The organism is Mucilaginibacter rubeus (assembly GCF_003286415.2).
In the GTDB taxonomy this organism is placed as follows: Bacteria; Bacteroidota; Bacteroidia; order Sphingobacteriales; family Sphingobacteriaceae; genus Mucilaginibacter; species Mucilaginibacter rubeus_A.
The window spans coordinates 3414896-3441838 of the sequence record NZ_CP043450.1 but is presented as its reverse complement, the minus strand read 5'-3'; the positions used below and the strand labels follow the sequence as shown (position 1 = coordinate 3441838).

The following is a 26943-nucleotide window of genomic DNA, read 5'->3' as shown; positions in this document are numbered from 1 at the left end:
CAATTTGGTTTTTTTGAGTCATGATATTAGGTTTAGGTTGTCCATTGGTTTAATATTTCTTTCCCTACTTTTCTACCCTGGTAAACAAATTGTAATTTTTTTGAAACTTTTGATTTGATGTTTACGTAATAAAAATATGTATACTTCTATTCTTATTTCAACCTATAAAAGGTCAAATTATACCTGTAAAAGGCGCTGATCAATGCTTTTTGACACCTATCAGCTATAAAGTGTCTTTCGTCTATCCATTTTGTGCATTTTTTTTGTGAGTGATAGTTAAGTTATTAAACTGTTACAGATCGAATATATTCATACGTTATCCGTATTTCTTTAAGGTGTAAGTAATTTCAAAATAAGATAAAATACTGATTGTGTAATTGCAAAGGTTCATTAATTCGTAAGATTCACCAAATAGCTAAAAAGTTTTTTATATGGTAATGGATGGCGGGTAATTAAGCACTTGTATTAAATAATGATTGGTTTTTATAATCAAACTGGAGTAACGTCAAAAAGTATTCCTGATAACTTTTTGCACTTGTTATTTTGAAGCTCGGGATATCCTATAATCCTAACTCGTCTTGAATTACCGCAGGCGGTTATCATTTCAACTTCAATGTCGAAAGGAGTTCCGTACCTTAATGAATTTTTTAAAGCTGTTTTAATCAGAATTTGGCTTTTACCTTTTTTTACAAATCTCCAGGCTGCTTTTATATCGGGTACAAAATGATCAGGTAGTTCAAGAATATTTTGTATAACCTTATCCCACTGGGTGGTATGCGTAATCATATCCCTGGTCCAGGTGCCTATTTTCGAGAAGGTATCAGCCCTTTTTAAAAGTTTTGCGGCTCGTTCATTTTCTTTTTCAATAGCCTTAACTTTTGAAATATCTTCGGTATGTACACATAAACCGCTAACCGCCCCAGATTGATTGAACCACGGATAAATATTCCATTTTAACCAGCTGCGAACACCATTGTTCTTTTTAAGTAACAAGCCATCGCACTGATAAATATTACCCTTTAAACAATGAAGATGTTGTTTCTCGCATTTCTTTTTTGTGTCGGGTAATATTTCATAAATGCTTTTTCCTATGAAATTTATATTCTGAAGATTGTATTCAGTAACCCAGCTTTTTGAAGCAGCTATAAATTGCATCTCCGTATCAAACATAGCAATCGTTATCGGAGCATCATCAATCAGCGTTGTATAATGATTAATATTTTCCTTTTTAGGTTCATTAATTTCCTGATCTGCCAATTTCTCTTCCAGATATTTATGATAGCATGCCGAAAAATTTGACGGGTTCGAGAAATTAAGCATTACTGCCATCTGGTTTTTATTGCAGCGCTTTTCCCGGATATACCTGTCGGCTATCTCCATTTGCAGGTACCGGTAATAGGAAAAAATTGTTCTTCCGAAACTCTGCTTAAAATCCCGTTTTAGTTTTGACTCTGATACGAAATGTTTTTTTGCAAGGGCTGATATGCTTGGAAAGCCGGTAAACAGGTTTTCATTTAACGTTTTAGCAACGTTTTCGAGTAGCTGATCATTCTGCGTTAAAAATTCCGGTAGCTCAATTCCTGTTTCTTCATCAGCCTGGTGGTTATTTAATGGGCTGATATCAGCCATATGTGCGTAAAAACCTTTTACTTTACCATCTACATAGTCGGGATGATAAGTTACCCGCACATTTTTAGCTTTACCTGAATACAGATGGATCACCTGGTCAAAAACCTGTATTTTTCCATCTAATGCCGCATTGATGTATGGCGTTTGTGCATCAAATAAACTTCCTAAAATTTCTGAAAGGTGCGATTTATTGATCATATGGTCTGGCGTAATGCCAAACCAATCGGCCGTAGCTTTATTGGCATACCGGCAAATCAGGTTTTTATCCCAATAAGCAAGCATAGCCTCTGTGTGCTCGGACACGTTGAATGCAATCTCAAAAAAATCAGAATTCAGGTCAAAGGACATAAGATTCCCTCTTAAAAAATATTACTCATCGGCTTTGCCCATCTTTTAGGCAGATGAGTCTTTAGGTTATAATTTGCTTAAATCTGCAAATTATTATTGATAACATTAGATATTGGTAATATAAAAATTACAAAAAATCAGTTGACCATGTGCTTATCAATCAGTTTTATATCGAGCTTCTCATACTGCGAATTATTGCTGATATAATCTGGTAGTATCGTTTTCATTTTCGAAACCATTAAATCAACCTCGTTGTGCAGGTTAAGCTCTAACAGATCTTTTATTAAATTGTTGATTTTAGTGTAACTAACGGGGATATTTTTGGAAATCTTAATATCCTTATTATATGTGGGTATAACCTCTTCCTCGGCATTTAATAGTTCTTCATATAACTTTTCGCCGGGGCGAAGACCTGTGTAAACAATTTGTATGTCTTTTCCGGGTACAAGGCCGGCCATCTTGATCATATTGGCTGCCAGATCGGCAATTTTCACCGGTTCGCCCATATCAAACAAGAATATTTCGCCGCCTTTACCCATTACCTCGGCCTCAAGTACCAGCTGCACAGCTTCGGGGATTGTCATAAAATACCTTGTAATATCCGGATGGGTAACGGTAACAGGTCCGCCTTTTTCAATTTGCGCTTTGAAACGAGGAATAACAGATCCGTTAGAACCAAGAACATTGCCAAAACGGGTTGTGATAAACCTGGTTTGATTGCCCTTTGCAGGATCGCTATTAAAAAAATGATCCTCAAACAACAGGTTGTTTAACGATTGAATATACATTTCGGCAATGCGTTTTGAAGCGCCCATGATGTTGGTAGGGCGTACCGCCTTATCGGTTGATATCATTACAAATTTTTCAACCTTATATTCAATGGATATATCAGCCAGGTTTTTTGTACCCCATACATTGGTTAAAATAGCCTCGGTAGGGTTGTTTTCCATCATAGGTACATGTTTATATGCCGCGGCATGAAAAACAATCTGAGGTCTGTACGTATTAAACAGCGTATTTATCCGGCCAGTGTTTTGGATATCTGCAATAAAAATTCGGGTGCGGTTGCCGTAAAGTCCATCTTCAATTTCCATTTGTATATCATGCAGCGGGGTTTCGGCCCTGTCACACAATACTACAAACTCCGGGTTGTACATCAACACTTGCCTTACCAGTTCTGACCCTATCGAACCTGCGGCTCCGGTAATCAGGATACGTTTGCCTTTTATTTCGCCTAATATATGTTCGTTACAGATTTTTATGGGTTTTCGCTCAAGCAGGTCTTCAATTTTTAAATCCTGAAACTGGTTTAAATTAGGTTTCCCGTTAATCCATTGATCTGATGAAGGCACAACAATAACTTTTATGCCCAGTTCAATACATTTTTCAACCGCTTCTCTTTTTCCGTCGACTTTTATGTCTTCAGCGGTTATCAATAATGATTTAATATCAAAGCGTTTTTTTAAGCTTTCAATTGATTTTATTGGGTAAACCCGCTTTTGTTCAATGATTTTTGATACCCGGTCAACACCATTGTCAATAAATCCCTGAACATTCAGCATAAAACCTTTTTGGGCTTCGAGGGCATTTTTGATCAGGATAGACGGTTCGTTTGAACCATAGATCAGCACGTTTTCTTTTTCAACTTTGTAACTTGTGGCTTCAATGAATTTAAACACATCCTTGATAATAATACGCATACACATCAGCATGGATGAGGTGATGAAAAAGTTGATCAGAAGTACATCCACCAGGCCCCTTACATCTATTTTAAGGTAGAAAGTAAAGAACAGGTTATAAAGCAACAAGAACGTAATATTGCTTGCCAGCACGGTTATCAATATCCGCATCATGTCCCTTGTGTTTGAATACCGGATAATGCAGGTATGTATCTTCATTATCATAAAAACCAATACCGCGTTGGCGCAGTAAAACATCATGTAATAAAGACTGATGGGATCAAACTGGAGCCGGTTTTTAAAATATAAGGATGTCCATAATGATAACAAAACCACCATTAGGTCAATTACCAGGATCAGCCATCTTGAATGGAATTTTTCCTGGAATAATAAATTTTTGAGGTATATCATAACTGGTTTATTTAGGTATTATCATTTAAGCGTATCTGTATAGTGGGAAAAAATCCACCTCGGTGGTTTCTTCGATACCTTTATCCTGTAAAAGCTTTTTGTATACTTCTGGGTTGGCGATATATCTCCAGGTTTGAAAATCAAAATGGAGATCGGAGAAAGCACATTTCCAATCAAAAAGCTTGTCGTTTTTAAAACCAAGACCGCCACCCAGGTTGTAATATTTCATACCCTTTTCCCGGCCTATCTGGGTTATTGAATCGGCCAGGAATTTGGTTGGACTATGGTGCAGATATTCTGCGCGGGTACCTACCAGGTGAGCCTGTATAATGCCATTGGTAAATGCGATAATAGTACTTGCAATGGGGATCTCTTTATAGTAAACCGTTAATAATCGGGCTTCATATTCGGAGGTGTTTAATATTTCCGAAAAGTATTTTTCATTAAACAGGTAGTAGTTGCTGGCACCCACCCGTTTCATGTTTTCGGTATAAATTTCAACAAAGGTGCTTACTCCGGCGGCGTTGGTTTCATCCTCAACTCTGAAACCTCTTTTCCATGCATGTTTAATGGCATCCATGGTTGATTGCCTGTACTTTTTACGCTGCTCTTCAAGGCTGAGTGAAAGGTCAAATACAACGGTTTTACCGTTTTCATGCACGCCTCCAAATTTGTCAAGCAATTTTTGTTGCTTATAAAAAGGATGCAACCTTACAAAAACAGATACGTACTTTTCATTTACAAGGAATTTGCTAAAAGCAGTTTTAAAGTTTTCCATCAGTGTCTCGTCTATCTCATCAATTTTTTGATTTGAGAACGGTCCGGAAAAACCATATACGCAGGTAAGGTCACTGTAATCAGATCCTGGAATCCTTCGCTGCAGCAACGGAAATCCTATATATGTATCTGCTTCTTCATATACAAAAAGAACCGGATCGCCGGCTGTTTCCAGCGAGTGGTAATGCCATGTATGATAAAAATCGTATTCGGCCGAATTGCCCACGTAAGAAATCCATTCCTCTTTGTTGAGGAGGGTAAGCATCTTGATCATTGAATTAAAGTTTAGGAAATGGTGATATTAAGCCTCTTGATTTTGAAGATGTACAAATTTGCTTTTAGTGATGTTCATTGTAATCAGGTCGTTTACTTTACCTGTAATTTCAAACCCTGCTTTTTCGTAAACTGATATTGCTGCAATATTGGCGGGGTGCACCTTTAAATAAATCTCGTCCAGCTCTTTATTTAAGAAACCATACTTAATCATTTGTACAGTTGCCTGGTACCCGATTCCTTTTCCCCAGTAAAGCTTGTTGCCAATAAACAGGTGCAGTTCAGCGTGGCCATCGGCTATGTCCAATAGCTGGATATTACCTATATAGGTATTAAGCTCTTTAACGCAAATAGCAAATCTGAGCTGATCAGGTCTGGCCAGTTTTTCGCGCAGCCAGGCTGTCTCTATTTCTGAACTAATGTAATGAGTTGGTTTGTAACCTGTATAAACCCATATTAGCGGGTCATTGCGCCAGGCGTAAGATGTGGACGCATCTTCTATTACAAGGGGGCGTATGTAAACTGAAATGGTCATAAAAAAAGTCTTAGAATATTTAACATATTGAACATATCCTGGAGGTCATAACGTTGGTCAATTGGGAGTGGCACAAGGCACTGCGCGAGAAAATTTTCGGTAGTGTTTTTTTTAGTCCATTTAAATACATTAGGCCAATAAGTTGCAACGTAGATTCTTTTTTGTATCAGGTGAACTTTCAGATGCTTATCGTTTGTTAAAAAGGGATAAACCATTGGCACGGTATGCTCGTCGGTAGCATCAAACTTAAGCAGGTTATATTCGGCAAGGTGTTTGTGCAAAAAGTTGAAGTTTCGTTGCCGCACAAACACACACTCATTATAATTAATACTCGAAAGCATTTTACGGGTTAATAACGACATGGATCTGATCTCGTTATTTTCCAGGTCCTTATTGTTGTTAACGTAGTCAGAGTAGCCCGATTCTATGCCCGAATCAATGCTCTTTATCAGGTGTGAAAACCGGTGTGTCGAATTATCGACCGGGAACTTTTTTGCAAGCTTTCTTTTAATGCTCAAATAAGCGCCATCAGGAACACCAAAAAACTTACGACAGGAATAAAATGTATCAACGCCGGGAAGTGGTTCAGAAAAAAAGGCTTGCGAATTATCAACTATAAGATTTTTGATTTTGTGGCTAAGCTCCACTATTTTTTCCAGCTTTATCCCGAAGTAGTTAGTGTACAGGAAGCTCGCATCCGATTCAATTTCAAAATCAATGATGGGATCTAACTGTTTGTCAACGTGATAAAACTGATATTGAATGTCTAATTTTACAATGGGCTCCAGTATGACGTCGCATGTAAAATAGGGGATATAGATTTTATGATATTTTTTTTGCAGCAATATGTACTCTAACGCGTTACGCCCTGTGTTTAAATGAACCAAATCGGGGTAGTATTCGTTCCCTTTGGGCAATTCCAGCTCTAAATACCCACCTATGGGTTTTACAGCGGCCTTATTTTTTTGCATGACTGTAAATTAATTTTGAAAAATAAAGTTGTTATCCCTGATCGCTTTTATACATTCTTAAATGGACCGGCTGGTAATATTCATCAAGGTTTTCAGGAATTCGTGAGTTGTATCCCAATACCTGCCGCTGATCGGCACTAAGCTTATCAATAAAATCATAGCCTAACATCCTTGGGTAATCCATCTGCGGTTTAATAAAGGGACGTGTAAAGCCCAGTGTTAATGCCCGGCGCTGTTTGATGGTTTTATTTTCACCCGCGGCGTGCCATATGTTAGAATCAAATAGAATGATGCTCCCTTTTGGAGCTATGGCCCTGTCTGCCGCCTGGAAGAAATAGCTTTCGTTAGGCTTGATATCTGTTTTATGGGATCCTGATAAAAAATAGGTAGCCCCGTTTTCTTCAGTAAAATCATCAAGCGTAACTATCATCTGCATCAGTAGCTTGGTATCGCCCATAAAAGTGCGTACATCGCGGTGCATGTTGCTTACATAAGGTTGCTGCTGTTGTGAATGTATTACAGCATTAAAGCCATTTAGTATGTAGTTTCCGCCTAAAAAATGAGCTATCTCATCAGCACAATACATTTTTTCAATAAAGGGCAGGCTGAAATTGTCTTTTTCAACAAGGTGATGAAGCGTACCCGCCATATTTGCACTTATTCCATTTTTTTCCTGTATGGCTCGTCGTTTAACATATGCTTCTTTCAGGTCCTCATTAATTTTCGCAACAAAATCGCTGTCTAAGGCATTCTCAAAAATCACCCATCCGTAATCACGTATCGCGACGCGGAAATCTTCGAAATGCCTGTCTCCGTAATTGACTCTATTTCTCATGTATCGTATTATTGATTTCCAGTAAATTAGTTTAACTCCATAATCTGCATCATCCTGGCGTTTACCTTATGCACGTCAAACTTTTCCCTGGCCAATGCCAGCCCGTTAAGTCCGAAACTGCTGATATCCTGATTGTTGGTTATGAAGTGCTCCATTTTGCGTACCAGCTCGGTTGTGTTTTTAACGGGGATTAAAAAGCCGTTGGCATTAGCAGATGTTTCTACCGTTTCCCGGCATCCAACCGAATCGCAGGTTATAATGGCGCGGGCCATAGCCATGGCTTCAAGCAAACAGCGGGGAATGCCCTCGCGGTAATATGAAGGCAACACAACAACCGATGAACTACTTAAATACGGCCTTACATCATCAACGGCTCCCAGGTAATCGATCACACTTCTGTGCTTTATCTCTTCAAATAAATCGGGATGAATGGCATCAACATTGTCATCATAAGGCCCTATAAGCTTGAAGGTTACCTGTGGGTATTTTAAATACACGATTTGTGCGGCTTCAAAATACTCTTGGATCCCTTTAGCGTTGATGAGCCTGGATACCATGATGAAACTTATGTTATTAATATCTGGCTGAGTAGGGGTGTAGTGGTTTAAATCAACCCCCGAGCCGTTAACAACACTGGTTTGATGCTTTGCAGTTATTATTTTGGAATCAAGCAGAGTTTGAACATCATCTTTATTCTGAAATATGACAGACAAGCCCGGTCTGTTTCTGAGACTTAGCTTAAGCAGCGTACGGGTAATTTTGCTTATGGCAGTTGTGTTTCCGGCTACAAAGTTGTAACCCAGGCCCGAAAGCATAGGGGTTATTTTTTGTACGCCGGCCAGTTTTGCCGCAAGTGTTCCGTAAATAACCGGTTTAAGCGTATAAGGGAAAAAAACATCCGGTTTTAGCTGTTTAATGAGCCGGTAAAGCCTGTATGCATATTGCAGATCGGACAAAACAGATACGTTACTGCCGTTCAGCTTGTTTTCAAAAATAATGATGTTTAGTAATTCAAGTTTTGCACGTTGATCAGCTGGTATGGTAGGAGTAAAAACATACACCGTATGTTCTTTTCGCATCAGTTCAACTAATTTGCCCCTGAAATCAATAAGCGACTTTGCTGAATCGCAGGCTATCAGCACTTTTTTGCTTGTCATAACAGTATAATAAGCAATGATTTAATTGAGATAAGGTTAATGCTGCTCAAGTGATCATGCACTAAGCAAAAGCGGCATTCTTAGTGAACAAGAACCGGTTCGGGCTGGATGTTATAGTACGTTTTATACCACGCTATAAATCGCTCTACCCCGGTAGGTACAGAAACTTCAGGTTTGTAGCCAAGCATTTCATCTAAATTTGAAACATCGGCACAGGTTTCGGCAACATCGCCATCCTGCATTGGCATTAATGTTTTGATTGCTTTTTTATTTACCTGTTTCTCTATTTCGGTAACAAAGTCAAGCAGGTTTACAGGTGCGCCCCTGCCAATGTTGAATACCCTGAACGGAGCAGATGAAGTAGCCGGATCTGGATTTTGAGCGTTCCACAAATAATTGCGTTCTGCCGGTTGGTCAATGGTATGAATAATGCCGTTAACGATATCATCTACATAGGTAAAATCGCGCAGCATGTTGCCATTGTTAAATACCTGGATAGGTTTACCTTCCAAAATTGCTTTGGTGAAAATAAATAAAGCCATATCCGGCCGGCCCCATGGCCCGTAAACTGTAAAAAAGCGCAATCCTGTGGTACGAAGGTTAAACAAATGGCTGTAAGTATGCGCCATCATTTCATTGGCTTTTTTTGATGCCGCGTACAGTGAAACCGGATGATCGGCAATTTCATGCTCGCTGAAAGGCATTTTTTTGTTTAAACCATACACACTTGACGAACTTGCGTAAACAAGGTGATCAATGCTGAAATGCCTGCAGCACTCCAGTATGTTCAGGAAGCCTTTGATGTTCGAGTCGATGTAAACCTCAGGGTTGGTAAGGCTATAGCGTACCCCTGCCTGGGCAGCCAGGTTGCAAACCGCGTCAAACTTATGATCCCGAAATTGTTGTTCAAGGTTTTCCTTGTCGGTTATGTCCAGTTTTACGAAAGTATAATTAGGATAGCTGGTGCTTACAACCGGTTTGTTATAAACAATATCAGACACTTTGATACCGGCATCCTGCAAGCGGGCATGTTTTAGATTTACATCATAGTAATCGTTAATGCTGTCGATACCAACAACGGTATCGCCGCGTTTTAGCAATTTTTGGGTTAAATGATAGCCAATAAACCCCGCTGTGCCGGTGATTAAAATTTTCATAAATGAGTGAAATTAGGTTTAAATGAAGCCTTTTGAGAAAAGGCGGTTGATTACTGGTTAAAGAGAAGCGCGAACGCTTAAGCAGGTTTCAGGTAGATGCCTACATAAAAGAATAAGAAAATGGTAGGTAGATGCAATTAGATTTATCTGAGTAAAAAGTGTACCAAATTGCGAGAGTTTTGAATGTGAGCAGATAAATCTTACTTCATAGAATACGTGTATTTCCTCCCGTTTTTTAGCGGATCGCTATTGTCTGAAGTTGAGAAATACAGGGTGTTGCCCCAGTGACTAAATTGCCCCAGCCCAAAATTGCGGATATCATTGTGGTTAGAATGAGCCGGCCCAAGCTCAACGCCATTTTCAAACAGCCTGAGTTTTGATACGGTTGGCGAGGTATTTGAATCGCCAATTTCGGGCAGATCGTAACCAATTTTGTAACAAAAACCGCTGTCTACCCTTAAGCCTATCAAACTTATTGTTTTGATAGTTTCATCCTGTGGGGCTACATTGGTAGTTGTGGGTGTTGTTGGCATTGGCTGCGCTCCTTTTTTACAGCCGTTCATCGAAGCCACAATAGCTACAATTGTTATTATAGGCAACACAACATTTCGGATGGATTTGATAATTGTTTTCATATTAATTTTATTTAGTTAGTTAAAGTTGTTGCGCTACTTGTATAGGTGGGGGAGGTTATACCAGAGCATTAAGTATTGACTTGATAAAAACTTCGGGGGTACGATCTTCTACATATTGCATTATTAGGTCCTTATTATGCTTTTTAGTGTTTAGGGCAGTGTTAATAGCTGTTGTTAATGAATTGACATTATCGGCTTCGGCAAGGTAAATTCCTGGGATTTCATCGATGCCTCCTGCGCAGTTGGTACTTATCACCACAGGGTTCAGGATCATCATTTGTAATAACACATTCGGGAAACCTTCTTTTATTGATGATACCACACAGGCTTTGGCCTGTTTAAAATAGGGCATCGGGTTAGCTACCCAGCCTTTCAATATAACACGGTCTTTTAATTTTAATTCGCTAATCAGGTTTTCGAGAGCGCCTTGTTCCGGGCCCTCACCCAATATGAATAGTTTCAGATTTGGGCGCGCTGCTTTAATTTCATCAAAAGCCATGATCAGTATGTCAAAGCCTTTTTCGGGGATGAGCCGGCCGGCGGCGCAAATGAATTCGGCTTTTGCATCTGCCGGCGGCAGCGCTGCTTTGGCTTTTATTAAATTTTGTTCAATATCAATCGGGTTTTTCTGAATGATAACCTTGTGCTCATCAATGTACGGAAGGTGCTCAACAAATGTATCCCGCATGCTTCCCGTTTGACATACTACCAGGTTTACACCCGGATAGCCAAACCAGTACGCAACTTTGTAGCTCCATTTTTTTATGCCACTATACCGGGTTAAAACAGATGAACATTCTCTTACTATCAATTTTGATTTTAAATATCCAATCCGCTTTAAAAAACCCAGATAGGCGTTTAAATACGGGTGGGTACTAAAAACAATATGATCTGTACGGTAAGGGCTTAAGCTCTTGATCAATCCGGAAAAGCCGCTTAACACGCTACCTGTACTTACATATTCGGCTTGCAGGTCATCAGGTATGCTTAAACCTCCGCTGTTTGCTTTTTTTAAAAATAGCAAACCGGCATTGCTGGCACTGGCCGCTTGTAATAGTATATTTTCGGCTCCGTTTGCCTGATCGGTGATTGAAACAAAAAGCAATTTTGGCTTCATCTCTGACATTAGTTATGCTTACTAAGGTTTTTGATTTTTCTGAACACTTTTTTAAACGGCCCCATGGCGCTAAATACCTTGCGTTTTCCGTCAACAACCAATAATCCGTTTTCAAAATTTATGGTGTGCAGGCCTTCATCATAAGGAGCCTGGGGTAGCAATTCAAACGCCGTGTGATATTGGAAATCAGACTCGGTGATGGTGGTTATTTCGTTGATCATTACCGAACCGCCATAACACCTTTTAGGGTTTTGGCTTGGCATATAAAGTTTTTGCCCCACAATAAACAGCCGACCGGCAGAACGGCTTACATTTGAAGCTACCCTTATAGGGTTTTGTTTGTGAGCTTTAAATGGGGCATCAAGATTATCTGCATAAAACAAGTATAATACGCCATGTTGCCCCGAAACGCTGGTAAAAAGCCAGTATTTGTTGTTATAACGTATGATGGAACTATCAACAAATGCCTGGCCTTCTAACAGCACCCTTATTTTTTCAAATTTATATGGATTGTTCATATCAATTTGATACAGCGAGACCTGTTTGGCTGTTGCTGTTTCCGGGATGCAATACAGTTGGTCGGAGTCGGTGAACATATAAGGGTATGAGAGGTGAATATCATCTTTCATGATACCATTTACTTTTTTCTTGTTCTTAAAATGCATATCGTCCGTCATCATGATCTCGCCTCGCCCCTTCCAAAAATTAAGCTCTTCGTAATAGAGGTGCACACGGCCGTTTATATTTGCTGTAAAAGGATCTGCAGCGTAATCGGCCTTATCTTCTGATAGCCAGTTGATTTTGCCGTTGAGTTGTTGAGTGCGGATTAGGTTTTCGGGAGATTGTATGATGTAGCCTATATTCCATTTATCATAGCTGAATAATTTATGAATAACAGAATTAAGGGCAGAGATAAGATCTTTCATAGTCGGAATACTTTTTTTAGAAATGACAGGAGTGTGAGTGATATAGGCAGATAGTCGGTTTCTTGCAGCAGGCTTCCACCAAAACTATCTTTGAATTTGTTTATTTTTAAAAGCTCAGTATCTGAAGTGTTATAGGCATAACCGCCCAGGTCATAAATTTTAAAGCCTTGCTGCTTAAAAAATCGGATATCTTCAAAATGCAGCAACCGGTTTGCCCTGCCTATAACTGCTCTCAACTGGCTGTCGTTTTCATTTCTGAACAAGGAGGCTGAATGCAGGAGCCTTACCCGTTGAGAGCCATTATCGCGGATGTAGGCATGCATAACAACGTCCTCATCCTGGTAAATGGCTTTCGTTATAAACACATGAGGTTTGTATTTATAAAAGCTCTTGTTAAGATTTTTCAATCCTTTGGTAACAGCGAAGGCATTATAAAAATCAATGAACTTTTTAATGCTGGTACCCATTACGGTGGTTACGCCATCTTTTACTGCTCTGCGTATTTCATAATTGGTATTTTTATCAAAGTTGGCTTCGATAACGGGTAACGACTCGTTAATGTCGATAACTTTGGTATAAAAATCTTCCCTGCGATATCCCGGAACTTCTTCATTGCTTTTACTTTGTTTATAATACTTCAAAAAACATCCCCATAAATTGGGTTTCGCGGCAAACCATACAACTGTATAAGGGACTATCCGCATAGCACGGTTGTTAATTTGGATCATAGGGTTAGTAAGTTTTAAGCTACCTGGTAAGTTGATATTGGGTTTGAACTTTGATTTTTTAGCCATTGGGTAAATACAAGCAACTTCCAGATCTGCGTGGCCCTGTTCCATTTGCCGCTCATGTGATCATTTATCATGTCAAATGATTTTTGTACGTTAATGCCCGGGATATTCTTTAGCTCATTTATTGAAAGATTATCCATAACATGATCTTTCAGTTCGTTTTTAAACCAGTGGTTGAGCGGCATGGTGAAGCCCGATTTTGGCCTGTCAAACAGTTGTGCCGGCGCGTACTGGTATAAAATATCTTTCAGGATCCGTTTTTGTACACCATATTTAAATTTATAGCTATCGGGCAGGTTTTGGGCAAAGGAAACTACCCTATGATCCATCAGTGGTGCCCTTGCTTCTAATGAAAAGGCCATTGTACCGCGGTCAACCTTGGTGTTTATATCGCCGTTTAAATAAGTTTTGGTATCAAACGCGGATAGTTTCTGCAAAACACTTGTTGATTTTGACGACCAGATATCCATGAATGGTACCTGCAGGCCGATACTTGGGTTTTCAAGCCAGGAGTATTCAAGTCCGCCAAGCATAAGCCCGTAAAGTGATCTTATTTCGGGGTTACAAATACCTATTGCAATTAGTTTATGCCTGTAGTTGGGTGAGATACTGATGATATCTGCCAGCTTTTTGCGCACGGCCAGCGGACATTTAAACAGCTGGTCAACCATGCTAAACCATTTATAGCGACTGTAACCTAAAAAGCTTTCATCGCCACCATCCCCGCTTAAAACTACGGTAACGTGTTTTTTGGTGTATTTGCTCAACAGCAGGGTAGGGATGGCGCTTGAATCGGCAAAAGGTTCATCGTAATACCTACCGAAGCTTTCAATTAGTTCGAGGCCTTCTTCTTTGTTGCACTCGATGGTATGATGATCTGTTTGCAGGTGTGCCGCGATCTTTGCTGCAAACACACTTTCATCAAAACCTTTTTCTCTGAATTTTATGCAGAATGTTTTTACGTTTTTAAAGTTTTTAGCGGCAAGTGAAGCAACCAATGATGAGTCGATACCACCCGAAAGATAAACACCCAGCGGCACATCGGCGTGCATGCGGATGTCAACCGCATTGGTTATTAGCCGGGTTAAGTCGGCCTGGGCTTCCTGGTATGAGCCTTCATAATGTTCGGCGTGCATTAAATCCAGTTCCCAGTATTTTTTAGCTCTAAAAATGCCGGTATTGCAATCGAAAGAGAATGAATGCCCTGCCTCTAATTTTTGAATTTCGTTCCATGCAGATTTAGGCTCAGGTACATAACCCCATATAAAGTATTCATTAATAGCCTGCTCATTAAGGGTAACATTACGGCCTATGCATATTTGCGATGGCTGACTGGCAAATTCAAAGTCGAGGCCGCAATGTGCATAGTAAAATGGTTTTTTACCCAGCCTGTCGCGTGCGCCAAAAAGCTGATGAGTGATGGTATTATAAATAACAAAGGCAAACATGCCATTAAAATGATTAACGCAGTTTTCGCCGTATTCAAGAAAAGCTGCGGTAATTACTTCTGTGTCCGAATCGGTAGTAAACCTATAACCTAACGCGGTTAATTTTACTCTTAAGGTTTTGTAATTGTAGATTTCGCCATTAAATACAATTTTAAGGTGATTGTAGGTAAATGGCTGATCTGAACGGTGATCCAGATCCACAATAGCCAGGCGGTTATGACCTAAAGTAACCAGTCCGCTGTGCTCAAACCCGGAGTAATCAGGCCCTCTGAAATCTGCCCGAGCTAATTTTTGAAATATGACATCATCGTCATACCTTACAGTTGATCCATAAATGCCGCACATACAAAAGGGGGAATAAGTTAATAGTTAGTTAATTAGCAAGTAATGTTTCGTATGCCAGGCCTATTTTGTTAAGCCCAAAGCGTTCACTGATATCCGCCTTGATATTAGGATGTTGCCATGTTTGACTGCAGGCGCGGATAATTTGTTGTTGTAATGTGCGAAGGTCGTTTTGTTCTGCTATAAATCCGTTGAAGCCTTCCCTGATCAGTTCATCAACTCCACCAACCCTGAAGGTAACAACCGGAACGCCAACAGATAATGCTTCAAGTACTACATTTGGAAAGCCCTCGGTAAAGGAGCTTAAAACCAGTAAATCATGCTTAGATATAACTTCGGCAACGTTTTTGATCTCGCCGATAAAAGTTACGCGTTCGTTGAGCCCGGTATTTATTACCTCTTCTTTTAATGTATTCATCAGAGGGCCATCGCCGGCTATAGTTAATACATAATTTTGAGGCAGCGCTTTCATAACCTCCAGCAAACGGAACACCCCTTTTTCTTTGATCAGGCGATTAACCGCTATCAGCCTTTTTAAATCAGATACCTGGGTCTGAGGTTTCAGAACGTTGGTTATAATAACCGGGTTATGGATAACTATGAGCCTGTTTAGGTTGATGTTGTAAAGCCGTGCAACTGATTGCTTCATCTCTTCCGACTGGCAAACTATAGTGTTAAAACGCACAAACAGAAACCTTGAAAAATAATTGTAAAAGCGGGCTTTAAATCCATAATACTGCCTCATTTGCTGCGGGTTGTTTGATGCCCTGGCTATTAATTGAGGTACTTTTACAAATATCGAAACAAAAGCTACCAGTATATTGATATGATCGGTAGTAGAGAAAACCGCATATGGTTTTTCATCTTTCAGCAGTTTCCGAAGTTTAAAAAATGAGCGTGAAGCTTTTAATGTTTTCAGATCCAAAAACCTGATGCCTGCTATTTCTTTCGAAAAGCTGCATATGTTTCCGTTCAAAAGCACTACTACTACTTCATAATCGGGTTTGTTAAAGTATTGGGATAGCAACCAGTAAACGCGCTCGGAACCACCCGCGCCAAGCGAACTGAGGACGAGGAAAATCTTCTTTCTCATTATAAGTTAAAAATTAGGATCAAGTTTTAGGCGATTGCCATTTCCTCCTGCACCAGTTCAGTCTTTTTTATCGGATCTTTTAATTTGTTGAAGTGTAATACAGCGAAATAAATGAATATGGTTGGTCCATCTACACTCATCAGCCATCCGTTGTGCGATAGCGCGTTTAACGAGAGGGCTATGAAAGTGAAAAATATCGCCACATAAATTGCGCTGCTTTTCTTTTTTATGTTTTTAATAGTTTGCCAAAACAAGCGGAGTGTTTTATAATACACCCCCCATAGTATCCCAAGCCCTAAAAATGGGCCAAGCACTGTAATGAACATCAGGTAAGCATTGTGCGATGATAGGCCGAATGTAAACAGGGGATTGCGATAAGTTACCTCGTCCCAGGTTTTGCCGTAAAATATGAGGCCAAAAGGATAGTCGGCATATATTTTAAGGTTTTCCGCTGCCATATCGGCCCGGTTAAAGTCATTGGCTTCTTTAGCCTGATTTTTGGATAAGATGTTGTTTTTCTCATCCATGTTATCCTTTAATACATAAGTATAAAGGCCGAAGCATATAATTACGGTGGCGGCAACCAGGAAAACCGCTTTATAGCGATAATAAATGAACAAAAACAAGGTAACAGCAGCGCCAAAGCTTATAAATGCCGAGCGGTTCATGCCAAGGTAAATACAAATGATGCCGGCTGCTAAAACTAAAAGCCTTACTATAACATATTGGTTAGTAGTGCATGAAGCAATGAAAGTAAAAGTACTAATTGCTACCACCTGGTACCCGAAGTTAAACTGGGTTACTGCTAAACCAGCGGGACTTTGTTTAACCGGCTCGCCTAATAACATGCTCCTTATAGGATCAATGGTGCTTGCCATACTATGATCTAATATCATGATGACCATAGAGCCTGCCAACAGCGTTAAGAACATCAATATAGAAGAATAATAACGTGTTTTATTTGATCCTACAAAGTAGTTAAAGTACAGGGAACAAGGTATGACGGTAAGCTGTATGGCAAAAAAAGTGATATAATTGCTCAGGCCAACTACCTGATACAAAAAAGTTCCTACTAATATAAGTATCAGCTCGTTGTAATAGCCAAAATCCAGCAGTGGCTTTTGCACGAAGAATAACAGCATGCAAAAAATTACAGGCGCTGGTATCCTTAAAGTATCTGTCATGAAAATGCCAAAGGCAAGTGTATACAGATAGAAGAACATTAAACTATAAAAGAGCGTTTTTTTAAGCAGCATGATAAAATGATACTATTGGAAAATTCGTTTTATGGTAGATAGTATTATTTTGACATCCATTAAAATGCCGTGGTTGTCAATGTATTCGAGGTTTTTGCTAATCTTTGACGGTACTATCACCCTGATATACATATCTTCAGGATCTTCACTACCAGCCAGGATATCATTTTCGTCGAAGTACTTGATAGATGCCCAATCTGTTACACCTGGTTTAACGCTTAGTACCCGCAACTGGGCCGGGGTATATAGGTTTACGTATTTGCGTACTTCTGGGCGGGGGCCAACAAAGCTCATGTCGCCTATCAGTACGTTTAGTAATTGTGGCAGCTCGTCAAGCTTATATTTCCTGAGCCAATAGCCTACGCCGGTAATCCGGTAATCTTTACTGCCTATGGTTAGCAGGCCGGCCCTGTCTGAGTTTACAAACATGGTCCTGAATTTAAACAAGTAAAACTCGTTGCCATCTTTACCAACCCGGGCTTGTTTATAAAACGCGCTCCCTCTTGAGTTAATTTTAATAGCAATGGCTATCAGCAGAAACAGGGGCGACAAAATAATCAGCGCTAAAAGTGAAAAGCTGATATCAAAAAGCCGTTTAAGCATAATGGTATTTATAATTCAACTTTTGCAGGTTCTTTACACACTTCCAGTACAGCATTAACCGAATTAATGACGGTTGTAATAATGAAGTCTATCTGCTCATCGGTAAGTTGCGGATAAATTGGCAGCGAGATCTCATTGGCATAAAGCGCATATGCTGATGAGTATTGAGAAATCTCGTAACCCAGATCTTTAAATAGTGTTAGCATGGGTAGCGGGGTAAAGTGCACGTTGGCCATGATCCCTTCGGCCATGATCATATCTATGATCTGATCGCGCTGAGCTTCTGTTATGCCTTTAATCCGGAGAGCAAACAGGTGATAAGATGATTCCCTTTGCTCATTTTTTAATGCCGGTTCAATAAACCAGTCCATGGCTTTAAAGCTGTCGCAATATATTGCAGCTACACGTTTGCGCATAGGAAGCAGTTGGGCGTCGTAGTTTTTGAGCTGGCCAAGACCTATTGCCGCGCAAATGTCGGGCATATTGATCTTGAGGCCCATAAACAGGATATCGTATTTCCAGCCGCCACCGTTGCTTTTGGTAAAGGCATCTTTAGTTTGGCCGTTAAGCGTATAAAGCTTTAAATATTTATACTCGTCGGCTGCGTTGAAATTGGCTGGCAGGTTAATGCAGATACAACCACCTTCTGCGGTAGTAACATTTTTTACCGCATGAAATGAAAATATCGAAACGTCGCTATATTTTGCAGCAGGCAATTCATTTATGGTTGCACCTATGGAATGTGCCGCGTCTGAAATTAAAAGGATCCTGCCTAAAAGCTGTTGTTTGGGACTTTCAGGAACAAAGAGTTTTTTAGTTTCCGGCGTGTTGATAATAGTTTTTAGTTGTTCGTAGTCGCAAGGCCAGCCTGCTATATCAACAGCAATAATTGCCTTGGTTTTTGGGGTTATGGCTTTGGCTACGGCTGTTGCTGAAATACAGCATTCATCATCAACATCAACAATAACCGGTGTGGCTCCGCAATGCAATACGCTTAAAGCGGTAGCGCAATAGGTATAAGCAGGAATAATTACTTCATCGCCCGCTTTTACGCCAAACCATTTTAACATTAGTATGGCGCCTGATGTCCAGGAATTTACGCAAATGGCCGCGTCTGAAGCGGTAAGTTGCTTCATCTGCTGTTCAAGAGCGGCTACTTTCGGTCCTGTGGTTATCCAGCCGGAAGTAAGGGTATCCATTACCTCGTTTATAACAGCCTGATCAATGTAAGGTGGCGCAAATGAAATTTTCATATCGGGTTTAAATAGGTTTAGTTTCCGGCAGGGATCCGTTCCATAAAAGCGAGTGCTTTTTGAGCATAATCGCGTGCTAATCTTTTATAAATGCAGTATTTTTCAAAAATGGCATTTGCCAGGGTGTAGCTTGAAAAATCCAGATTATCCAGTGATACAAAAAGCTGATGGTTTTTTTCGATAAAAACTTCAAGCTCGTTGAATGTTCGGGCCGAACAGGTTTCAGGATGATAATTGAATGTCCAGGTGTATTTTGTTTTTTGTTCAACCTCTGATAATTGAACAGGCACCCAATTAAAACCAAACCTTACATAAGGCGATCTGAGCAAGCCATCGCTTATTATTTTAATATTGGTGTACTCCTGTAAGGCCAGCAATGTATTACGATCAAACGTGTGTGCCGGAGCTATAAAAACAGAAGGATGAACGTTTTCGCGTCTGAAGATCTGGGAGGCCTTCCTTATTTTTTCTTTCTGGGTTTCTAAAGGTACACCGGCAAACTCCGACCGGTTGTTCATTTTTAGCAGGCCTGAGTTATGATTGATATAATAATGATCAAAACCGTGCATGCCTATCACATAATTTTTATCCTGAAGCTCGCGTACCAGTTGCCAGTAATAGGGGTTGAAATTACCGCAGGCCTGGAGTTTAGGATCCCTGTTGGCAGGTATAACTGCTATAATTGGCTTTATGCCATATCTGTCAAATAAATTAAAAAAACGGTCCCATTTGGCGAGATTATTTGTTGGGCACAAATCATCTAAACGAATTAAATATTGTAACATATTTTAGTGATAGGGGGTTACAAAGCTGGTTGGCTGCTTGCAATCTGAGCTGTTATAGCCGATGTGGCAGCATGTTTTTTGATCAAGGCTTCCCATTCGCCCAATATTTTATCGGGGTGATTGGTTTGTGATATAATGCGCGCTTTACTGCCGAGTTCATCCCTTAAAACCTGGTCGCTGGCAAGGCGTGCTATGGCATCGCTTAAACCTTTTACAGAGCCATTATTTACCAATATGCCGTTTTCGTTATTCGCAATGATCTCGGCAGGGCCAAAGTTGCAGTCAAAAGCAACAGATGGGCAACCAAAGCTCATGGCTTCAACCAATGCGTTAGGATAGCCTTCATTGCGCGATGGTAGTACATATATTTCGGCCTGGCTGTAATAGTTCTGCAGGTTGTTCCGGCTGCCCGGTAACAGTACCCGGTCTTTCAAGCCAAGTTTAGCAATCTGTTCTACCAGGGTCGCGCGTTCTTCGCCGTCGCCAACAACTATCAGATCAATATCCTCAAGGCCTGTTTTTGCATAAGCATCAATAAGGATATCAAAACCTTTTACATAAGCCAGGCGACCAACACCTAAAATAAACCTGCGGTTGTGTACTTTTTCATCTGAAGCGGGCTGAAAAATGGTAACCGCATTGGTAATACGATCAATGTTGCTCAGGCTTTTAAAATCCTTGTCTTTCAGCAAGCAATCTTCAACACCTTTAGCGCTTACAACAACTGCTGCCGCCCTTTTATAAAGAAATAAAGCAAGGTGTTTATGCCAATAAGTGAAACTGTTAACACTCCTGTCTGGTGAGGTACGTTCAGAAACAATGTAAGGTACACGGGTTAATGAACAGGTAATACCGCTCCAGATGTTAGCCGATGTAATAAATGATAAAGTACATACCGGCTTTAGGGTTCGTGATAGTTTTATGAGTTTATAAAAAGTTTCTGTTATATGATAAACACGGTCTACAAATCTGCTTTTCTGCCTATCTGTTAGATAATATACCTTAACATCATTGTCGATTTCATATGCCGGAATATCATTGTTTAAAGAAATAAGCACCGACTGAAAGTTGTTTTTATTAAAGTAATTAGCGAGCGATATGATAACTCTTTCTGCCCCGCCACCTTTCAGTGAGGGGATAATGAAAAACAGAACGGGTTTTGATAAGGGGGCGGCTGGTATGTTCATGTTTGTGTTAAATGCGCGGGCAGTTATAGCAGATATTTTAATGTATCGTAAGCTTTACGAAACCTTTTATTTTGTAATTCAAAAAGCAGATAGCGTTTAATATAAAGCAGTAATAGTTTTTTTTTGGCGATGGCAGAGTAGGTGAAGTTTTTGATGATCAGGTTAAAATCGCTGATCACCATTTCCATACGTACTTTGGTATTGATCATGCTCCAAATACCGCCTTTATGGTTTCGATAACAACTCATTACTTCGGGTATCACATAAATTTTGCCGCCTGTACGCTGAGTAGCCCATAGTTTAAACATTTTGTCGCCGGCGTGACATTCAAAAAACCAGGGCTTGGAAAATAGCCTTATGGTTTCGGGAGTATTACGGTAAACTACGGTTGCTGTTTTTGTTTCTTCCTGTTTCCCGGCCAATAAATCGGTATAAGTATGTACCAGTGGTTTGGGGTTGGGGTGCACATAAAGCGTTTCATTGTTGATATTTATTACCTTATGATAATGGCAGCAGATAACGAAATCGGCGTTGTTTTCTAAAAAGTCTACCTGTTTTTGCAGCTTATACTCATTTGTCCAGTAGTCGTCGCCTTCGCAAAGTGCTATGTATTTACCCTTACAATGTGCAATACAATTAATTAAATTTTTATGGGGCCCGGAATTGGTAGGGGTAGAGATCAGCTTGATCTTGCCCGGATAGGTTTCCGAATAAAATTTAATTATTGATTGTGTTTTATCCGATGAGCAATCGTCGCCAATGATGATGTCAAACTTAAAGTTGGTTTTTTGCATCAAAAAGCTCTGGATAGCTTCGGCTATAAAGTTCTCATGGTTGTAAGTAATACAACAGATACTCACCATTACCTCTTCATCAATCATACAGATCCATTTACGTTCACGGCTGTCACGTTTATTTCAGATTCAATTTTATCGGTAACCAGGGAGCCAAAATGTTTCGGCTTAACATTGTTATCGAAATTCTGCGCGCGAAGCAATAACCTGCAAATGAGATCAAGGTCGGAAAGGGAAAGGGTGTGGTATAACGGCAAACAAACTATTCTTGATGCAATGGAATCGCAAACAGGCATAGGCTGATTTTTTACGTATGGCAATGATGATAGTGAAGGGTAAAAATACCGCCTGCAATAAATTTGGGCCAGTTCAAGCTTTGCCTTGCTTTGGTGCATCAGTGCTTCACTTTCAAAAATAATAGGGAAGTATGCGTAGTTGTAATCCTGCTCATTTTCAAGTTTCTGGAACTGAACGTTCAGGTTGCTCAAACGCTGCAGATATTGCTCATACAAATACTTCCTTTTCTTAAGTATTTCATCAACATGGCGCAGGTTACATAGCCCCATTGCCGCATGGAATTCGCTGTTTTTTGCGTTTATCCCTTCCTCAGAGAAGGTATCTACTCCTGAATAACCGAAGTTACGCATCAGAGCCATCGTCCTTAACAATTCCGGATCCTGGGTAAATACCGCGCCACCTTCAATGGTGTGGTATAATTTGGTTGAGTGAAAACTGGTTACGCTGATATCGCCATATTCAAACACCGAGCGGTTTTTATAAAAAGTACCAAAGCAATGTGCCGCATCGTATATCACTTTTAAGTTATGCTTATCGGCAATAGCTTGTATAGCTGTAATATCGCAAGGGTTACCAAAAACGTGTGTAGCTAATATTGCTGTAGTTCTTGGAGTAATTGCCGCTTCAATCTTAGATGGATCGATGTTTAGCGTCCCCGGATCAATATCCACAAATACCGGCTCACAGCCTTGCCATACAATAGTGCTTGTAGTGGCAACAAATGAAAATGGCGTTGTGATAATTTCCCCGCTTATATTAAGCGCTTTAATAGCCAACTGTAATGCTATTGTACCATTTGTAACAAACAGCATATGGCTTATACCCAGGTATTGCTTTAGTTTTAACTCAAGTGTGTTTACAAGCGGGCCATTGTTGGTGAGCCATTGTCTTTCCCAGATACTTTTTACGTAAGCTCTGAATTCCTTTTCCGAAGGAAGAAATGGTTTGGTTACAGGAATCATCGTTTTAGGATTAATTGGTTAAAGTCTTTAATAGCAGATAGCTTAATTAATAAACTGGCTCCATAGTAAACCGCGGTAAATACTATGAGTAATATGCCAATTTGCATAGTAGGGATGAAAAAATCATTAATCAGGAGCTTATCAAGAAAATAACAGCATAGGCCGATGCCGCCGGCTAATGCTACTGTAGGTAAGATATCCTTTATCTGTTCGGTTACAGGGTAGTTAATTAAACGCCCGCTGTAAATGGAGTTAATGTAGTAGGCAATTACATTAAAAAATAGCTGGAAATACAGCAGCCCATAAATGCCGAAGGGGATAAAGCACAGGATACCGATGACACTTAAAACTTTTTTGACAACTTCTAATTTTAAAAACAACGCGCTTTGCCCCATTACTTTTAGCACATTTAAATTGTATGAGTGCAGCGGGTACATGATGCCTCCTATACACAATAACTGGAAAATCGGAACAGCGGGCAACCATTTGTCTGTTAATAAAATGTGAAATAGTGGTTTGGCAATGATACACAGCATAATGAGCACCGGCGCATTCCAGAACACTACCTGCTGCATGAGTCTTTTATAAACGTTTTTTAACTGTACCGGGTCGTTTGATATCTCCGCGAACATGGGGTAAGTGACCTTATTTATAGCTGCCGATATATTGCTGATAGGCAGCTGGCTTATCGAGTCGGCCCGGCTGTAGTAGCCAAGCTGAGTGGCCGAAAAGAACTTACCGATAATGATCAGGTAGATATTCTGATAAACAGTATCAATTAGCCCCGATAGTGTCATTTTGTAGCCAAAGTGGATGTGTTTTCTAAAACATGCTTTATCAAATATCAATGCCGGTCTCCAGTCTGAAGTAATCCAGTGTATAGCTGTTGATAAAAAGGATGTGCATAAACCCATCCAAACAAGGCTCCAAACGCCGTATCCTAATTTTGCCAGTATTATGCCCAATATGCCACCGCCAATTGCCGAGGGGATTTGAATGTTGGTTTGCTTCTTAAATTTTAAATCCTTAACCAGCAGCGTACTTTGTACGCCAAAAAACGCGTTTATGATCAAAATCAAGGTGTATACGCGTACTACTGAAGTTAACAACGGCTGATGGTAAAAAGCGGCAATAAGCGGTGCTGTTAAAAAGAGTAACAGGTACAGGATGCTGCTGCCAATGATATTGAAGTAAAACACGGTTGAGTAATCACGCTGATTGGCATCGGTAGTGCGGATCAGCGATGCTGTAAGGCCGCCATCCAGAAGGCTGTTACCTACCGAAATGAAAAGCGACAGCATGGCCAATAAACCAAATTGCGATGGCTCCAGGATCCGGGCAAGGAATATGGAAATGCCAAAGCTCACTACTTTTGAACTCAGCTGTTGCCACAACGCCCATACTATGCCTGATACGGCTCTTTGTTTATAGTTCATGATCTTTAAAGTCGGGCGTTAGCAACATTTTCTGGTAAAAATGCTTTCAAATCATAAAGGGCAGCATTCGGTTTGCAAAGCGCTTTTACATCCAGTGCTTTAAACTCTTCGTGGGCAACCGCGAGTAAAACACCATCATAGGTGCGGGTTTTTGATTCTCCGTTTTCGCAGATAATGCCATATTCTTTTTTAGCGTGCTCCGCGTTGGCCCATGGATCATGGATATGCACTTTTACTTTATACTCTCTCAGTCGTTTTACAATATCAATTACACGGGTATTCCTTACGTCGGGGCAGTTTTCTTTAAAGGTGAAGCCAAGTATCAGCACTTCGGCATCGGTTACAGAAGTACCCCGGCAAATCATTTGTTTAATAAACTGATCGGCAACATAAGCGCCCATCGAGTCGTTAATGCGGCGACCGGCCAGGATAATTTCAGGATGATAACCTGCTTCCTGGGCTTTTTGGGCCAGGTAATAAGGATCAACACCTATGCAGTGGCCGCCTACCAAACCCGGCCTGAAATTCAGGAAGTTCCATTTGGTACCTGCCGCTTCCAATACCTTGTGGGTATCTATGCCTAATTTATTAAAGATCATTGCTAATTCGTTAACGAAGGCGATGTTAATATCGCGCTGAGCATTTTCAATTACTTTGGCTGCTTCAGCTACTTTAATAGAGTGGGCCTTGAATGTGCCGGCAGTAATAACCGATTGATAAAGTTTGTCAATTGTTTCTGCAGCTTCAGGAGTGGAGCCAGAAGTGATCTTCCTGATTTTTGATACGGTATGCAGCTTATCGCCAGGATTGATCCTTTCAGGTGAGTAACCTGCAAAAAAGTCGACATTAAAGGTTAAGCCCGATACTTTTTCCAGTATAGGCATACACTCATCTTCTGTTACTCCGGGGTATACGGTAGATTCGTAAACTACAATATCATCCTTTTTTAAAACCTTGCCTACCACGCGGCTGGCACTAATTAATGGGGAAAGGTCGGGACGGTTGTTTTTATCAACCGGGGTTGGTACTGTTACAATGTAAACAGAACATTGCCTTAATTTTTCAACTTCATCGGTAACGTATAACCCGGTAGCGGTTGTGCAAACAGGGGTAATCACCGCGTTTAATTGTTCGGAGTCTATCTCCAGGGTATGGTCGATACCCGATTTGAGCTCATTAATGCGGTTCACATTAATGTCAAAGCCAATGACCTTGTATTTTTTTGCAAATTCAACTGCCAGGGGCAGGCCTACATAACCAAGACCGATGATGCCTAATTTAGGTTGGTAATTCTCAATTTTCATGATTTCCGCTGATGTTATGAACTGATAAGTTTTGGATTGAAACTCGTGTTACTAAGGCGCAATTGATGGTTTCAAAAACCATCAAAACATTTTTGCCCTGAATCTGCAGCACTTTACCCATCTGGTTTACAAGGGCTCCACCTTTTATAGTTACAGTATCGCCAATGCATAAATTCTGGAGGCTTATAATCTCCATATCTTTATAGCGTATAAGGTTCGCCCTGATCTCGTCAATAACATTGTCCCTAACTATGGCAGGTTTGCCCATGTAGTAAACAAAACCTAATACGCCCATGATATAAAGCGCCCGCGACTGCTCATAGGCGTCGACATGAACAAACACATAGGAGCTAAACAGTGGGACGCTGATCTCCTTTTTCCGGTCGGACCATTGGTTTACTACATCCCTCACAGGACAGTAGCATTCGATGCCGCTTTGCTTTAAAAGCTTGTCCACCTTTTTTTCCCATCGGGGCTTGGTGTAAATTACAAGCCATTTTTTTTCACGATAGTTTGTCATGCGATGTGCTACTCTTGATTGGGTTTCCATAAAGTGAATAAAGTTGGATCGGGTACTTAAGGCCTACTATAGCTTCGCCAACTCACTCACAGGTGCAGGGGTGATGATGTTGTGCAGAGGTATGGTAGTTGAAAATTATTGGCCTGGTTGCTTCAATTATTAGCTGCAAGCCTGGTTGGCTGTGGCTCCGCCAATCCAGTCACATGGTTGGTCGGTTGATGAAATAATCGAACTAAAGGTTTATAATATTCGCCGGTTTTACCCGGATTGTTTTGTTTGTCGCAGTTGCAACTTGCATTGGCTGTGGCTCCGCCAATCCAGTCACATGGTTAGGCGGTTTGTAAAAAATATCGAACTATCGGCTAAAATATTCTCCCATTTTTACCTGATATTTTATTTGTCTCAGCTAAAATTTGCGTCGG

24 protein-coding genes are annotated in these 26943 nt (G+C 40.3%); all 24 read right to left on the bottom strand.

The genetic code is table 11. From position 1 onward, the window contains the following. Positions 1–489: 489 nt before the first annotated feature. Positions 490–1977 (bottom strand): PAS domain-containing protein, encoded by a 1488-nt coding sequence (locus tag DEO27_RS13385; protein WP_112574303.1) that lies wholly within the window; start codon positions 1975–1977, stop codon positions 490–492. Positions 1978–2114: 137 nt separating this feature from the next. Continuing rightward, the gene (locus DEO27_RS13380; protein ID WP_112574302.1) at positions 2115–4067 is read right to left on the bottom strand and encodes a polysaccharide biosynthesis protein; all 1953 of its coding nucleotides are present in this window, start codon (positions 4065–4067) and stop codon (positions 2115–2117) included. A gap of 25 nt (positions 4068–4092) precedes the next feature. Continuing rightward, on the bottom strand, positions 4093–5118 hold the full coding sequence (locus tag DEO27_RS13375) for a GNAT family N-acetyltransferase (protein WP_112574301.1): 1026 nt from the start codon (positions 5116–5118) through the stop codon (positions 4093–4095). Between the two features lie 27 nt (positions 5119–5145). Further along, positions 5146–5652, bottom strand: coding sequence for a GNAT family N-acetyltransferase (locus DEO27_RS13370; RefSeq protein WP_112574300.1), 507 nt, complete (start codon positions 5650–5652; stop codon positions 5146–5148). Further along, positions 5649–6623: a hypothetical protein gene (locus DEO27_RS13365; protein WP_112574299.1), complete on the bottom strand. Its 975-nt coding sequence runs from the start codon at positions 6621–6623 to the stop codon at positions 5649–5651. Before DEO27_RS13365 ends, DEO27_RS13370 begins: the two co-directional genes overlap by 4 nt. Before the next feature lie 31 nt (positions 6624–6654). Beyond that, entirely contained in the window at positions 6655–7458 is an 804-nt protein-coding gene (locus DEO27_RS13360) for a phytanoyl-CoA dioxygenase family protein (RefSeq protein WP_112574298.1), read from the bottom strand. A 26-nt stretch (positions 7459–7484) separates the two neighbouring features. Further along, complete coding sequence (locus DEO27_RS13355; RefSeq protein WP_112574297.1) at positions 7485–8615, bottom strand: glycosyltransferase family 4 protein; 1131 nt, start codon at positions 8613–8615, stop codon at positions 7485–7487. Positions 8616–8695: 80 nt separating this feature from the next. Next, positions 8696–9772, bottom strand: coding sequence for an NAD-dependent epimerase (locus DEO27_RS13350; RefSeq protein WP_112574296.1), 1077 nt, complete (start codon positions 9770–9772; stop codon positions 8696–8698). A gap of 200 nt (positions 9773–9972) precedes the next feature. Beyond that, positions 9973–10407: a hypothetical protein gene (locus DEO27_RS13345; protein ID WP_112574295.1), complete on the bottom strand. Its 435-nt coding sequence runs from the start codon at positions 10405–10407 to the stop codon at positions 9973–9975. Between the two features lie 55 nt (positions 10408–10462). Further along, entirely contained in the window at positions 10463–11533 is a 1071-nt protein-coding gene (locus tag DEO27_RS13340; RefSeq protein ID WP_112574294.1) for a glycosyltransferase, read from the bottom strand. Next, positions 11533–12450, bottom strand: coding sequence for a hypothetical protein (locus DEO27_RS13335; protein WP_112574293.1), 918 nt, complete (start codon positions 12448–12450; stop codon positions 11533–11535). Before DEO27_RS13335 ends, DEO27_RS13340 begins: the two co-directional genes overlap by 1 nt. Continuing rightward, positions 12447–13178, bottom strand: a complete 732-nt coding sequence (locus tag DEO27_RS13330; protein ID WP_146750089.1) for a hypothetical protein — start codon at positions 13176–13178, stop codon at positions 12447–12449. Before DEO27_RS13330 ends, DEO27_RS13335 begins: the two co-directional genes overlap by 4 nt. Positions 13179–13192: 14 nt before the next feature. After that, positions 13193–15034 (bottom strand): asparagine synthase (glutamine-hydrolyzing), encoded by a 1842-nt coding sequence (gene asnB, locus DEO27_RS13325; RefSeq protein ID WP_112574291.1) that lies wholly within the window; start codon positions 15032–15034, stop codon positions 13193–13195. Positions 15035–15062: 28 nt separating this feature from the next. Further along, on the bottom strand, positions 15063–16124 hold the full coding sequence (locus DEO27_RS13320; protein WP_112574290.1) for a glycosyltransferase: 1062 nt from the start codon (positions 16122–16124) through the stop codon (positions 15063–15065). A 26-nt stretch (positions 16125–16150) separates the two neighbouring features. Further along, positions 16151–17380 carry an O-antigen ligase family protein gene (locus DEO27_RS13315; RefSeq protein ID WP_112574289.1) on the bottom strand — a complete coding sequence of 410 codons (1230 nt, stop codon included), beginning with the start codon at positions 17378–17380 and terminating at the stop codon, positions 16151–16153. Positions 17381–17392: 12 nt separating this feature from the next. Then, positions 17393–17983 carry a sugar transferase gene (locus DEO27_RS13310; protein ID WP_112574288.1) on the bottom strand — a complete coding sequence of 197 codons (591 nt, stop codon included), beginning with the start codon at positions 17981–17983 and terminating at the stop codon, positions 17393–17395. A gap of 8 nt (positions 17984–17991) precedes the next feature. Continuing rightward, positions 17992–19236 carry a DegT/DnrJ/EryC1/StrS family aminotransferase gene (locus DEO27_RS13305; RefSeq protein ID WP_112574287.1) on the bottom strand — a complete coding sequence of 415 codons (1245 nt, stop codon included), beginning with the start codon at positions 19234–19236 and terminating at the stop codon, positions 17992–17994. A 17-nt stretch (positions 19237–19253) separates the two neighbouring features. Then, the gene (locus DEO27_RS13300; protein ID WP_112574286.1) at positions 19254–20021 is read right to left on the bottom strand and encodes a DUF2334 domain-containing protein; all 768 of its coding nucleotides are present in this window, start codon (positions 20019–20021) and stop codon (positions 19254–19256) included. Positions 20022–20038: 17 nt separating this feature from the next. Beyond that, positions 20039–21208 carry a glycosyltransferase family 4 protein gene (locus tag DEO27_RS13295; RefSeq protein WP_112574285.1) on the bottom strand — a complete coding sequence of 390 codons (1170 nt, stop codon included), beginning with the start codon at positions 21206–21208 and terminating at the stop codon, positions 20039–20041. A 23-nt stretch (positions 21209–21231) separates the two neighbouring features. After that, positions 21232–22089: a glycosyltransferase family 2 protein gene (locus tag DEO27_RS13290; RefSeq protein ID WP_223818242.1), complete on the bottom strand. Its 858-nt coding sequence runs from the start codon at positions 22087–22089 to the stop codon at positions 21232–21234. Further along, positions 22086–23261: a DegT/DnrJ/EryC1/StrS family aminotransferase gene (locus tag DEO27_RS13285; protein ID WP_112574284.1), complete on the bottom strand. Its 1176-nt coding sequence runs from the start codon at positions 23259–23261 to the stop codon at positions 22086–22088. The genes DEO27_RS13290 and DEO27_RS13285 overlap by 4 nt, the downstream gene beginning before the upstream one ends. Next, positions 23258–24697, bottom strand: a complete 1440-nt coding sequence (locus DEO27_RS13280) for a lipopolysaccharide biosynthesis protein (RefSeq protein WP_112574283.1) — start codon at positions 24695–24697, stop codon at positions 23258–23260. The genes DEO27_RS13285 and DEO27_RS13280 overlap by 4 nt, the downstream gene beginning before the upstream one ends. A 5-nt stretch (positions 24698–24702) precedes the next feature. Next, positions 24703–26001, bottom strand: coding sequence for a Vi polysaccharide biosynthesis UDP-N-acetylglucosamine C-6 dehydrogenase TviB (gene tviB, locus DEO27_RS13275; RefSeq protein WP_317132986.1), 1299 nt, complete (start codon positions 25999–26001; stop codon positions 24703–24705). Next, positions 25991–26551, bottom strand: a complete 561-nt coding sequence (locus tag DEO27_RS13270; RefSeq protein ID WP_112574281.1) for a UpxY family transcription antiterminator — start codon at positions 26549–26551, stop codon at positions 25991–25993. Before DEO27_RS13270 ends, tviB begins: the two co-directional genes overlap by 11 nt. Positions 26552–26943 lie beyond the last annotated feature (392 nt).

Bases quoted from the DNA above. Each gene is read 5' to 3' on its own strand.
- tviB (WP_317132986.1), bottom strand. From the start codon at position 26,001: ATGAAAATTGAGAATTACCAACCTAAATTAGGCATCATCGGTCTTGGT.
- DEO27_RS13320 (WP_112574290.1), bottom strand. From the start codon at position 16,124: ATGAGAAAGAAGATTTTCCTCGTCCTCAGTTCGCTTGGCGCGGGTGGT.
- DEO27_RS13380 (WP_112574302.1), bottom strand. From the start codon at position 4,067: ATGATATACCTCAAAAATTTATTATTCCAGGAAAAATTCCATTCAAGA.
- DEO27_RS13365 (WP_112574299.1), bottom strand. From the start codon at position 6,623: ATGCAAAAAAATAAGGCCGCTGTAAAACCCATAGGTGGGTATTTAGAG.
- DEO27_RS13315 (WP_112574289.1), bottom strand. From the start codon at position 17,380: ATGCTGCTTAAAAAAACGCTCTTTTATAGTTTAATGTTCTTCTATCTG.
- DEO27_RS13280 (WP_112574283.1), bottom strand. From the start codon at position 24,697: ATGAACTATAAACAAAGAGCCGTATCAGGCATAGTATGGGCGTTGTGG.
- DEO27_RS13340 (WP_112574294.1), bottom strand. From the start codon at position 11,533: ATGTCAGAGATGAAGCCAAAATTGCTTTTTGTTTCAATCACCGATCAG.
- DEO27_RS13375 (WP_112574301.1), bottom strand. From the start codon at position 5,118: ATGATCAAGATGCTTACCCTCCTCAACAAAGAGGAATGGATTTCTTAC.
- DEO27_RS13285 (WP_112574284.1), bottom strand. From the start codon at position 23,261: ATGATTCCTGTAACCAAACCATTTCTTCCTTCGGAAAAGGAATTCAGA.
- DEO27_RS13290 (WP_223818242.1), bottom strand. From the start codon at position 22,089: ATGATTGATGAAGAGGTAATGGTGAGTATCTGTTGTATTACTTACAAC.
- DEO27_RS13335 (WP_112574293.1), bottom strand. From the start codon at position 12,450: ATGAAAGATCTTATCTCTGCCCTTAATTCTGTTATTCATAAATTATTC.
- asnB (WP_112574291.1), bottom strand. From the start codon at position 15,034: ATGTGCGGCATTTATGGATCAACTGTAAGGTATGACGATGATGTCATA.
- DEO27_RS13360 (WP_112574298.1), bottom strand. From the start codon at position 7,458: ATGAGAAATAGAGTCAATTACGGAGACAGGCATTTCGAAGATTTCCGC.
- DEO27_RS13355 (WP_112574297.1), bottom strand. From the start codon at position 8,615: ATGACAAGCAAAAAAGTGCTGATAGCCTGCGATTCAGCAAAGTCGCTT.
- DEO27_RS13330 (WP_146750089.1), bottom strand. From the start codon at position 13,178: ATGATCCAAATTAACAACCGTGCTATGCGGATAGTCCCTTATACAGTT.
- DEO27_RS13385 (WP_112574303.1), bottom strand. From the start codon at position 1,977: ATGTCCTTTGACCTGAATTCTGATTTTTTTGAGATTGCATTCAACGTG.
- DEO27_RS13305 (WP_112574287.1), bottom strand. From the start codon at position 19,236: ATGAAAATTTCATTTGCGCCACCTTACATTGATCAGGCTGTTATAAAC.
- DEO27_RS13350 (WP_112574296.1), bottom strand. From the start codon at position 9,772: ATGAAAATTTTAATCACCGGCACAGCGGGGTTTATTGGCTATCATTTA.
- DEO27_RS13370 (WP_112574300.1), bottom strand. From the start codon at position 5,652: ATGACCATTTCAGTTTACATACGCCCCCTTGTAATAGAAGATGCGTCC.
- DEO27_RS13345 (WP_112574295.1), bottom strand. From the start codon at position 10,407: ATGAAAACAATTATCAAATCCATCCGAAATGTTGTGTTGCCTATAATA.
- DEO27_RS13300 (WP_112574286.1), bottom strand. From the start codon at position 20,021: ATGTTACAATATTTAATTCGTTTAGATGATTTGTGCCCAACAAATAAT.
- DEO27_RS13270 (WP_112574281.1), bottom strand. From the start codon at position 26,551: ATGGAAACCCAATCAAGAGTAGCACATCGCATGACAAACTATCGTGAA.
- DEO27_RS13295 (WP_112574285.1), bottom strand. From the start codon at position 21,208: ATGAACATACCAGCCGCCCCCTTATCAAAACCCGTTCTGTTTTTCATT.
- DEO27_RS13310 (WP_112574288.1), bottom strand. From the start codon at position 17,983: ATGCTTAAACGGCTTTTTGATATCAGCTTTTCACTTTTAGCGCTGATT.